Source organism: Enterobacter cloacae complex sp. GF14B (genome assembly GCF_004136805.1).
Lineage (GTDB): Bacteria > Pseudomonadota > Gammaproteobacteria > Enterobacterales > Enterobacteriaceae > Enterobacter > Enterobacter hormaechei_C.
In genome coordinates this window covers 46,042-57,111 of the sequence record NZ_QFRV01000027.1, presented here as the reverse complement: position 1 = coordinate 57,111, position 11,070 = coordinate 46,042, and the positions used below count along the sequence as shown (strand labels likewise).

The 11,070-nt window shown below is 57.5% G+C and carries 7 protein-coding genes; 5 read left to right on the top strand and 2 right to left on the bottom strand.

Features of this window, described 5'->3' with window-relative positions; genetic code table 11:
* On the bottom strand, positions 1-3,568 hold a 3,568-nt coding region (putA, locus tag DD606_RS11270; protein WP_129258643.1), incomplete at its 3' end, for a trifunctional transcriptional regulator/proline dehydrogenase/L-glutamate gamma-semialdehyde dehydrogenase.
* Positions 3,569-3,990: 422 nt separating this feature from the next.
* Here putA and putP point away from each other — a divergent pair.
* Entirely contained in the window at positions 3,991-5,499 is a 1,509-nt protein-coding gene (gene putP / locus DD606_RS11265) for a sodium/proline symporter PutP (protein ID WP_003858085.1), read from the top strand.
* 71 nt (positions 5,500-5,570) lie between these two features.
* Complete coding sequence (locus tag DD606_RS11260) at positions 5,571-5,990, top strand: DUF3574 domain-containing protein (RefSeq protein WP_023315789.1); 420 nt, start codon at positions 5,571-5,573, stop codon at positions 5,988-5,990.
* A gap of 82 nt (positions 5,991-6,072) precedes the next feature.
* On the opposite strand, the gene DD606_RS11255 is transcribed toward DD606_RS11260, so the two are convergent.
* Positions 6,073-7,257 carry a NupC/NupG family nucleoside CNT transporter gene (locus tag DD606_RS11255; protein ID WP_129258641.1) on the bottom strand — a complete coding sequence of 395 codons (1,185 nt, stop codon included), beginning with the start codon at positions 7,255-7,257 and terminating at the stop codon, positions 6,073-6,075.
* A 251-nt stretch (positions 7,258-7,508) separates the two neighbouring features.
* On the opposite strand from DD606_RS11255, the gene efeU reads away from it, so the two are divergent.
* The 3 genes from efeU to efeB are packed head-to-tail and all read left to right on the top strand — an operon-like array spanning position 7,509 to position 10,797.
* Positions 7,509-8,342, top strand: coding sequence for an iron uptake transporter permease EfeU (gene efeU / locus DD606_RS11245; protein WP_003858080.1), 834 nt, complete (start codon positions 7,509-7,511; stop codon positions 8,340-8,342).
* A 40-nt stretch (positions 8,343-8,382) separates the two neighbouring features.
* Positions 8,383-9,510, top strand: coding sequence for an iron uptake system protein EfeO (efeO, locus tag DD606_RS11240; RefSeq protein WP_129258639.1), 1,128 nt, complete (start codon positions 8,383-8,385; stop codon positions 9,508-9,510).
* Between the two features lie 3 nt (positions 9,511-9,513).
* On the top strand, positions 9,514-10,797 hold the full coding sequence (gene efeB, locus DD606_RS11235) for an iron uptake transporter deferrochelatase/peroxidase subunit (RefSeq protein WP_003858074.1): 1,284 nt from the start codon (positions 9,514-9,516) through the stop codon (positions 10,795-10,797).
* The last annotated feature ends 273 nt before the right edge of the window (positions 10,798-11,070 follow it).

The following is an 11,070-nucleotide window of genomic DNA, read 5'->3' as shown; positions in this document are numbered from 1 at the left end:
GCGGCATCAGCGTCCAGGTGTTGCGCTCGCCGGTAGGACCCGGCAGCAGACGCTGTGTTCCCGCCTGCGCCAGCTCGCCGTACTGCTGTGCAATCGCACGCAGCTCAGGACGATTTTCAGCCCACTTAATCAGCGCGTCCAGCGGCTGGGTCAGCACGGCTTTCACCTGCGCATCCACCGGATATTCCGCGTCCTGACGCGCCAGCGTCACGCCCAGCGCATTTTCCGGACGGTTTGCCAGCAGACGGTACAGATAGAGCGGACCGCCCGCTTTCGGGCCGGTGCCGGAGAGACCTTCACCGCCAAACGGCTGCACGCCCACGACCGCGCCAACCATGTTGCGGTTGACGTACAGGTTGCCAACTTTAGCATTGCCGGTCACCTGGGCAATGGTTTCGTCGATACGGGTATGCACGCCAAGCGTCAGGCCGTAACCCGAGGCGTTGATCTGATCGATCAGCTCGTTGAGGTTGTTACGGTTGTAGCGCACCACGTGCAGTACCGGGCCGAAGACCTCTTTTTTCAGCTCGTCGAAGCTTGCCAGCTCAATCAGCGTTGGCGGCACGAAGGTGCCGGTCTGCCACTCGCGGGCATCTTCGCTGTTCTCGCGCACCGCCTGGAACACCGGACGGCCTTTTGCACGCATGGTCTGAATGTGGTTTTCAATGTTGGCTTTGGCTTCCGCGTCGATCACCGGCCCGATGTCGGTAGTGAGACGGCCCGGGTTGCCCATGCGGCATTCCGCCATCGCACCGCGCAGCATCTTCAGCGTGTGGTCAGCCACGTCATCCTGTAAGCACAGTACGCGCAGGGCGGAACAGCGTTGGCCCGCGCTGTCGAAGGCAGAGGCCAGCACGTCAACGACGACCTGCTCGGTGAGTGCGGAGGAGTCCACGATCATGGCGTTCATGCCGCCGGTTTCAGCGATCAGCGGGGTAGGACGGCCCTGCGCATCCAGACGGGTGGCGATGTTGCGTTGTAGCAGGGAGGCCACTTCGGTAGAACCGGTAAACATCACGCCGCGTACGCGGTTATCGGAGGTCAGTTTGGCCCCGACCGTTTCACCGCGCCCTGGCAGCAGCTGCACCACGCCCGCCGGTACGCCCGCTTCCAGCAGAATGTTAATGCCCTGGGCGGCAATCAGCGGGGTCTGCTCTGCCGGTTTTGCCAGCACGCTGTTGCCTGCGGCAAGGGCCGCGGCAATCTGGCCGGTGAAGATCGCCAGCGGGAAGTTCCACGGGCTGATACACACCACCGGGCCGAGCGGACGGTGGGTTTCGTTGTCGAAATCATCGCGCACCTGACCGGCGTAGTAGTGCAGGAAGTCGACCGCCTCGCGCACTTCGGCGATGGCGTTGCTGAAGGTTTTACCCGCTTCACGCACCAGAATGCCGATCAGCTGCTGCATCTGATCTTCCATCAGAACCGCCGCGCGTTCCAGAATGGCGGCACGCTCCTGCGGCGGGGTGGCAAACCAGATTGGCGCGTTGTTCACCGCGCTCTCCAGGGCCTGCTCCACTTCCGTTTCCGTGGCTTCGCGCACGTAGCCGACGATATCCTTCGGCTCTGCCGGGTTGATCACCGGCTGCATTTCACCGTCCTCAACGGACTGCTCAAGGATCGGCCTGGCCTGCCACTTCTGCAATGCGCTGTTAAGCAGGGCAGAAGAGAGCGAGGCCAGACGGTGTTCGTTGGCGAGATCCAGACCCGCCGAGTTGACGCGACCTGCACCATACAGCTCGCGCGGCAGGGCAATCTTCGGATGCGGCAGACCAATCTGGCCTTCCTGCGCCGCCATCTTCTCAACGGCCTGTACCGGGTCGGCCACCAGTTCGTCCAGCGGCAGGGTGGTATCGGCGATGCGGTTAACGAAGGAGGTGTTCGCCCCGTTCTCCAGCAGACGACGCACCAGGTAGGCCAGCAGAGTTTCGTGAGTACCTACCGGGGCATAAATACGGCACGGACGGTTCAGCTTGCCGTCGGCCACTTTACCGGTCACCTGCTCGTACAGCGGTTCGCCCATGCCGTGCAGACACTGGAACTCGTACTGGCCCGGATAGTAGTTCTGACCCGCCAGGCTGTAGATCGCCGCCAGGGTGTGGGCGTTGTGGGTGGCGAACTGCGGATAAATCAGGTTCGGCACGCCGAGCAGTTTTTTCGCGCAGGCGAGGTAGGAGACGTCGGTGTAGACCTTGCGGGTATAGACCGGATAGCCTTCCAGACCTTCCATCTGGGCGCGTTTGATTTCGCTGTCCCAGTAGGCGCCCTTCACCAGACGGATCATCAGGCGGCGACGGCTGCGGCTGGCCAGGTCAATCAGGTAGTCAATGACGAACGGGCAGCGTTTCTGGTAGGCCTGGATAACGAAACCAATCCCGTTCCAGCCCGCCAGCTCCGGCTCGAAGCACAGTTTTTCCAGCAGATCGAGGGAGATCTCCAGACGGTCCGCCTCTTCGGCGTCGATGTTAATGCCGATATCATACTGGCGCGCCAGCAGGGTCAGGGACTTCAGGCGCGGGTAGAGTTCTTCCATCACCCGGTCGTACTGCGCGCGGCTGTAGCGCGGGTGCAGGGCGGAGAGCTTAATGGAGATGCCCGGGCCTTCATAAATACCGCGACCGTTGGACGCTTTACCGATGGCGTGGATCGCCTGCTGGTAAGATACCATGTAGGCCTGCGCGTCGGCGGCGGTCAGCGCCGCTTCACCCAGCATGTCGTAGGAGTAGCGGAAGCCTTTATCTTCCAGCTTGCGGGCGTTCGCCAGCGCTTCGGCAATGGTTTCCCCGGTGACGAACTGCTCGCCCATCAGGCGCATCGCCATGTCCACGCCCTTGCGGATCAGCGGCTCGCCGCTCTTGCCGATGATGCGGTTCAGAGAGCGCGACAGGTTGGCTTCGTTATGGGTGGAGACCAGCTTGCCGGTAAACAGCAGGCCCCAGGTGGCGGCGTTAACGAACAGCGACGGACTGCGGCCAATGTGGGAGTGCCAGTTGCCGTTGCTGATTTTGTCGCGGATCAGGGCATCGCGGGTGGCTTTATCCGGAATACGCAGCAGCGCTTCCGCCAGACACATCAGCGCCACGCCTTCCTGCGAGGAGAGGGAGAACTCCTGCAACAGACCCTGCACCATACCGGCGCGTCCGCTGGCGGTTTTCTGATTACGCAGCTTGTCGGCGAGCTGATACGCCAGGCTGTGCGCCTGAGCGGCAACGGCTTCCGGCAGGCGCGCCTGCTCCAGCAGCATCGGCACGGCGTCGGTTTCGGCACGGCGGTAGGCGCCGGTAATGGCGGCGCGGCTGACGGACTGCGGCAGGATCTGCTCGGCAAATTCGAGGAACGGCTGGTGGTTCTCCTCAACGGCCGTCGCGGCTTCTTCGCTTTCGTTCGCTGCGCCCGCCAGCAGGGCAGGCAGCTCCGGCAGACCTTCTTCACTCTCCAGTCTTTCCAGATAGTTAAAAATCGCCTGCTTGATTAACCAGTGCGGTGTGCGGTCGATGCGGGTCGCAGCGGTTTTAATCCGTTCGCGGGTAGCGTCATCCAGCTTAACCCCCATGGTGGTCATCCCCATGCCAAAACTCCTGTTGTTCTGTAATAGCGTTCTGTTGATAGCGTGAAATATCCACCATGTTGCAACTTTGTGCAACCGTGTTAAATGTGACCTGGTCTGCAAGCTGGAAAATGAATGGATTGTTAACGATTAGTTAGCTGTGAAAAAGAACGTGCGGCCGTTTCTGAGCCCAGTTTTTATGCGGTGCTTAACACTTTTTAAAGGTGCAACCCGTAAAAGCGTGAGCGAGTGCAACCTATAGGAAAGACGTATAAAACCAGTGATGAAATTCATGTAAATGCAGTGTTAAATCGTTTGTCAGTGGGATGCGTATACGGCAGGATAGCGCGCCCAACGGAAACACATACACACATCACTACGTTCCGGTGATGACATAACAAGGCAACCCGGACGGTTGTCGCTCGACATTTTGGAGAATTTGAATGGCTATTAGCACACCGATGCTGGTGACATTTCTCGTTTATATTTTTGGCATGATCCTGATAGGGTTTTTGGCATGGCGTTCCACTAAAAACTTTGACGACTACATCCTCGGCGGGCGCAGCTTAGGCCCGATGGTCACCGCACTCTCTGCGGGCGCTTCCGACATGAGCGGCTGGCTGCTGATGGGGCTGCCGGGCGCGATTTTCATCTCCGGTATCTCCGAAAGCTGGATCGCCATCGGCCTGACCGTTGGCGCATGGATCAACTGGAAGCTGGTAGCAGGCCGTCTGCGTGTGCATACCGAAGCCAACAACAACGCCCTGACGCTGCCGGATTACTTCACCGGACGCTTTGAAGATAACAGCCGTATCCTGCGCATTATCTCTGCGGTGGTGATCCTGCTGTTCTTCACCATCTACTGTGCTTCCGGCATCGTGGCGGGCGCGCGTCTGTTCGAAAGTACCTTCGGCATGAGCTATGAAACCGCCCTGTGGGCCGGTGCGGCCGCGACCATCCTCTATACCTTCGTGGGCGGATTCCTGGCGGTAAGCTGGACCGACACCGTGCAGGCGAGCCTGATGATTTTCGCCCTGATCCTGACCCCGGTGATTGTCATTTTCACCGTCGGCGGCTTTGGCGAATCGCTGGAAGTGATCAAGCAGAAGAGCATTGAAAACGTCGATATGCTGAAAGGGCTGAACTTTGTCGCCATCGTCTCCCTGATGGGCTGGGGCCTGGGCTACTTCGGTCAGCCGCACATTCTGGCGCGCTTTATGGCGGCGGATTCTCACCATACCATCGTTCACGCGCGTCGCATCAGCATGACGTGGATGATCCTGTGTCTGGCGGGCGCGTGCGCGGTTGGCTTCTTCGGCATTGCGTACTTTAACAACAACCCGGCGCAGGCGGGCGCGGTGAACCAGAACGCCGAGCGCGTGTTCATCGAACTGGCGCAGATTCTGTTTAACCCTTGGATTGCCGGTATTCTGCTCTCCGCGATCCTGGCTGCGGTGATGTCCACCCTGAGCTGTCAGCTGCTGGTGTGCTCCAGCGCCATCACCGAAGACCTCTACAAAGCGTTCCTGCGTAAGGGCGCGAGCCAGAAAGAGCTGGTGTGGGTAGGGCGTTTTATGGTGCTGCTGGTTGCGCTGGTGGCGATTGCGCTGGCAGCAAACCCGGAAAACCGCGTGCTGGGGCTGGTGAGCTACGCGTGGGCGGGCTTCGGTGCCGCGTTTGGGCCGGTAGTCCTGTTCTCCGTCATGTGGTCACGCATGACCCGCAACGGCGCGCTGGCGGGGATGATTATTGGTGCGGTGACCGTTATCGTCTGGAAACAGTTCGCCTGGCTGGGCCTGTACGAAATCATTCCTGGCTTCATCTTCGGCAGCATCGGTATCGTTGTCTTCAGCCTGCTGGGTAAAGCACCGTCTGCCTCCATGCAGAAACGCTTTGCGGAAGCCGACGCGCACTACCACACTGCGCCGCCGACTAAGCTTCAGGCTGAGTAATCTCCCCTCACCCTAACCCTCTCCCCGGTGGGGAGAGGGGATAGTCCTTTCACCTATGTGAGACTTCATCAATGAGAATTAAAACAGGGTTAATGGTGGCAGCATTCGTGATGCTGGCGGGCTGTAACGCACCCGCGCAGCACGTGCCGGTGGAAACCTGCAAAGCGGATAACCAGATGCAGCAGACCACGCTCTATTTTGGCTTGAATCGCCCGGCAGGGGCGCAGATTACCGGCAGCGAGTGGCAGCAGTTTGTTGACCAGGACGTGACGCCGCGTTTTCGCGATGGCTTAACGGTGTTTGATGCCCGTGGTCAGTGGCTGGGTAACGACGGCAAGGTGGCGCGCGAGCCGAGCAAGGCGCTGATGCTGATCCACGGGAAAGATGCGCAGAGTGAGAAGAATATTGAAGCGTTGCGCGGGATCTATAAGTCACGCTTCGCGCAGGAGTCGGTGATGCGGGTTGACCAGCCGGTGTGCGTGCAGTTTTAATGAAAAACGGCGGGAAATCCCGCCGTTGTAGTATCGTAGGCCCGTGCAAGCGAAGCGCCGCCGGGCATTAACCGCACAAAACTTACAACACCAACCCCGCAAAGCTCGCCGAAAGCAGGCTCACCAGCGTCGCGCCGTACACCAGACGCAAACCAAACCGCGACACCACGTTGCCCTGCTGCTCGTTCAGACCTTTTATTGCCCCCGCCACAATGCCAATGGAAGCAAAGTTAGCGAACGACACCAGGAACACGGACAAAATACCCAGCCCGCGAGGTGACATTTGATGGGCAATTTTTTGCAGCTCGATCATCGCCACAAATTCATTCGCCACCAGTTTAGTTGCCATAATGCTCCCCGCGTTTAAGGCATCGCTCAACGGAATACCAATAAGCCACGCCAGCGGATAAAACACATAACCCAGAATCTGCTGGAAGCTCATGCCAAATATGCTGGAGAAGAGGGCGTTAACGGCGCTAATAAGGGCGATAAAACCAATCAGCATCGCCAGAATAATCATTGCCACCTTAAAACCGGCCAGAATATACTCGCCCAGCATTTCAAAGAAGCTCTGGGATTCGTGCAGTTTTTCCAGCTTGATATCCGGCTCCGCTTCCGGGCGGGTCGGGTTAATGACCGAAAGAATAATAAAGGTGCTGAACATGTTCAGGATCAGCGCCGCGACGACAAATTTGGCGTCGAGCATGGTCATATAGGCCCCGACAATCGACAGCGACACCGTCGACATAGCCGTGGCAGCCATCGTAAACAGACGACGTGAGGAGAGATCCCCGAGTACGCCCTTGTAGGCAATAAAGTTTTCCGACTGACCGAGGATCAGCGAGCTCACCGCGTTGAAGGATTCCAGCTTGCCCATGCCGTTCAGTTTTGACAGCAGCGTCCCGATCACCCGAATAAAGATCGGCAGAATGCGCCAGTGCTGAAGAATACCGATCAACGCTGAGATAAAAATAATGGGGCAGAGCACGCCAAGGAAAATAAACGCCAGCCCTTTTTCACCCATCCCGCCAAAGACAAAATTCGTCCCTTCGGCAGCGAATTTAAGCAGCGACTCAAAGAAACCGGAGACGTGTTTAATAATAAACAGACCGCTTTCTGCATGCAGGAAAAAGAACGCCAGCGCAATTTCAATCACGATCAGCTGTAAAACGAAACGAATACGAACTTTTCGGCGGTCGAAACTCACCAGCCAGGCAAGCGCAAGAATAATCACCAGCGCCAGCAGGAAATGGACAATTTTAAACATGGTTTATTTTCAGTTGGTTTTCGAGGTGGACATTTAGCCACAGCCCCGGTTAACCGTAAATGGGCATTTTCGTTATACCTTATAAACGCAACGGTTACTCAGGCAATTATTACTCCGCAATGCGTTTACATCTGGTCATCAAAACGCAACACATTTCGCTTGTTTTTCTTGTTGCCGTAATGATAATCACTATCACAAGAATTTACCTTTCTTTGCATCAGTTGACCGCGATAAACATTTAAGGTGTCGGCATGTTTGTTCCTTTTCTCATTATGTTACGTGAAGGCCTTGAAGCGGCCCTGATTGTTAGCCTTATCGCCAGTTATCTGAAGCGTACCCAGCGCGGACGCTGGATTGGCGTGATGTGGGTTGGCGTTTTCCTTGCCGCGGCGCTCTGCCTGGGGCTGGGTATTCTTATCAACGAAACCACCGGTGAATTTCCGCAGAAAGAGCAGGAGCTGTTTGAAGGCATTGTTGCCGTAATAGCGGTGGTGATCCTCACCTGGATGGTGTTCTGGATGCGCAAAGTTTCCCGTAACGTGAAGGTACAGCTTGAGCAGGCGGTGGATAACGCTCTGCAAAAAGGCAACCACCACGGCTGGGCGCTGATCATGATGGTCTTTTTCGCCGTGGCGCGTGAAGGCCTGGAGTCCGTGTTCTTCCTGCTCGCGGCTTTTCAGCAGGACGTGGGCATCTGGCCGCCGCTGGGCGCGATGCTCGGGCTGGCCACGGCGGTTGTGCTTGGCTTCCTGCTCTACTGGGGCGGCATTCGTCTTAACCTGGGCGCGTTCTTCAAGTGGACCAGCCTGTTTATTCTGCTGGTGGCCGCGGGACTGGCGGCAGGGGCGATCCGCGCCTTCCACGAAGCGGGCCTGTGGAACCACTTCCAGGACGTGGCGTTCGATCTCAGCAACGTCCTGTCGACCCATTCACTGACCGGTACCCTGCTCGAAGGGATCTTCGGCTACCAGGAAACGCCGAGCGTCAGCGAAGTGGCGATGTACTTTATCTATCTGGTTCCGGCGCTGATCCTGTTCGCTATGCCGCCACGTACCGGCTCGCAGACGTCGCGCGTTGCGCCGTAAGTGCTGTTTTAGTTACAACATACTTTTAAAGGGAAGAGTCATGGCCATTCAGTTCCGTCGTAGTGCGTTATGCGCAGGCATCGCCGCGCTGCTCGTGTCTGCCTTCGCCGCTCAGGCAGCAGATATTCCGCAGGTCAAAGTCACCGTCAACGATAAACAGTGTGAGCCGATGACCATCACGGTTAACAGCGGTAAAACCCAGTTTATTATTCAGAACCACAGCCAGAAGGCGCTGGAGTGGGAAATCCTGAAAGGCGTGATGGTGGTGGAAGAGCGCGAGAATATCGCGCCGGGCTTCAGCCAGAAGATGACCGCAAATCTTCAGCCCGGGGAATATGACATGACCTGCGGCCTGCTGACTAACCCGAAAGGTAAGCTGATCGTCAAAGGCGCAGCGACGGCGGACGCGGCCAAAGGCACGGCGCTGCTGAGTCTCGGCGACGCTATTACCGCCTATAAAGCCTACGTCACCAAAGAGACGGCGGACCTGGTGGCAGGCACCAAAGCCTTTACCGACGCGGTGAAAGCGGGCGATATCGAAAAAGCGAAATCCCTGTATGCGCCTACACGTCAGCACTACGAGCGCATCGAGCCGATTGCCGAGCTGTTCTCTGACCTCGATGGCAGCATTGACGCCCGTGAAGACGACTACGAGCAGAAGGCCGCCGATCCGAAATTCACCGGCTTCCACCGTCTGGAAAAAGCCCTGTTTGGCGATAACTCCACCAGGGGGATGGAGAAATACGCCGAGCAGCTCAACAGCGACGTGCTGGAGCTGCAAAAACGCATCAGCGAGCTGGCATTCCAACCGTCGAAAGTGGTGGGTGGCGCAGCGGGTCTGATTGAAGAAGTAGCCGCCAGCAAAATCAGCGGTGAAGAAGATCGTTACAGCCACACCGACCTGTGGGACTTCCAGGCAAACGTCGACGGCGCACAGAAAATTGTCGATCTGCTGCGGCCACAGTTGCAAAAAGAGAACGGCGAACTGCTGGCGAAAGTGGATGCCAATTTTAAGAAAGTTGACGCTATCCTGGCGAAATACCGCACCAAAGACGGGTTCGAAACCTACGACAAGCTGACCGATGCTGATCGTAACGCGCTGAAAGGCCCGATTACGACGCTGGCGGAAGATCTCTCCCTGCTGCGTGGCGTACTGGGTCTGGATTAAGCGATGAACGAGCATGACGAGTACGACGTGGCGGAACCTTCCCGACGTCGGTTGTTAAAAGGGGTAGGGGCGCTGGGCGGCGCGTTTGCCCTGGCGGGAGGCTGTCCGGTGGCGCATGCGGCAAAACCGCAAAGCGCCCCTGGCACGCTCTCCCCGGATGCGCGTATGGAAACGCAGCCGTTTTATGGTGAGCACCAGGCGGGGATCCTGACGCCGCAGCAGGCCTCGATGATGCTGGTGGCTTTCGATTCGCTGGCGAGTGATAAGGCCGACCTTGAGCGTCTGTTCAGGCTATTAACCACGCGCATTGCCTTCCTCACCGCCGGCGGTCCGGCACCGGAAACACCGAATCCGCGCCTGCCGCCGATGGATTCCGGGATCCTCGGGGCGTTTATCGCTCCCGATAATCTGACCATCACCGTGTCGGTGGGGGAATCACTATTTGATGATCGCTACGGTCTGGCGAAGCAGAAGCCGAAAGCGCTGCAAAAAATGACGCGATTCCCGAATGATTCTCTCGACGCGGCGCTGTGCCACGGCGATCTGCTGTTGCAGATCTGCGCTAATACCCAGGATACGGTGATCCACGCCCTGCGCGATATTATCAAGCACACCCCGGATCTGCTGAGCGTGCGCTGGAAGCGGGAAGGTTTTATCTCTGACCACGCCGCGCGCAGTAAAGGGAAAGAGACGCCGGTCAACCTGCTGGGCTTCAAAGACGGTACCGCCAACCCGGACAGCAGCAATACCGCGTTGATGAACAAGGTGGTCTGGGTTACGGCGGATCAGGGCGAACCGGCCTGGGCGGTGGGCGGCAGCTATCAGGCGGTGCGTATCATTCAGTTTCACGTGGAGTTCTGGGACCGCACGCCGCTGAAAGAGCAACAGACTATCTTCGGCCGCGATAAGCAAACCGGCGCACCGCTCGGCATGAAGCTCGAGCACGATGAACCCGACTACGCCCGCGATCCGAACGGGGATGTCATCGCGCTGGACAGCCATATTCGCCTCGCCAATCCTCGCACCAAAGAGACGCAATCCAGCCTGATGATGCGCAGGGGTTACAGCTACTCGCTGGGGGTGACCAACTCCGGGCAGCTTGATATGGGACTGCTGTTTGTCTGCTATCAGCACGATCTGGAGAAGGGATTCCTAACCGTGCAGAAGCGGCTCAACGGCGAAGCGCTGGAAGAGTACATTAAGCCCATCGGCGGCGGCTATTTCTTTGCCCTGCCCGGCGCGCGTGACGCGAACGCCTGGCTCGCTCAGGGTCTCATAGAAGCCTGATAATCGTCCCTGCGACAGTTCGCGGGGACATTATTTTTTTCCCAGACTATCTTATTGTTATATTTCTGTAATATTTCTATATAAGACTGATTTTCCATGTAGGGGCAGTCCGAAAAGTTGCATTCAGGTAAAATAAATGTTGCATTTATGATAATTCCTGATGTACTTAAGAGAAGACAGCGGTAGTTCCCGGCAGTGATGTTAACTCACTATGGAGATCGCGAATGGTTGCGTCCTGTACTGGACAAGGTAAACATATCAACCGCAGTACCC

Coding starts and splice junctions, on each gene's coding strand:
- putP (WP_003858085.1), top strand. CDS start 3,991: ATGGCTATTAGCACACCGATGCTGGTGACATTTCTCGTTTATATTTTT.
- efeB (WP_003858074.1), top strand. CDS start 9,514: ATGAACGAGCATGACGAGTACGACGTGGCGGAACCTTCCCGACGTCGG.
- efeU (WP_003858080.1), top strand. CDS start 7,509: ATGTTTGTTCCTTTTCTCATTATGTTACGTGAAGGCCTTGAAGCGGCC.
- efeO (WP_129258639.1), top strand. CDS start 8,383: ATGGCCATTCAGTTCCGTCGTAGTGCGTTATGCGCAGGCATCGCCGCG.
- DD606_RS11260 (WP_023315789.1), top strand. CDS start 5,571: ATGAGAATTAAAACAGGGTTAATGGTGGCAGCATTCGTGATGCTGGCG.
- DD606_RS11255 (WP_129258641.1), bottom strand. CDS start 7,257: ATGTTTAAAATTGTCCATTTCCTGCTGGCGCTGGTGATTATTCTTGCG.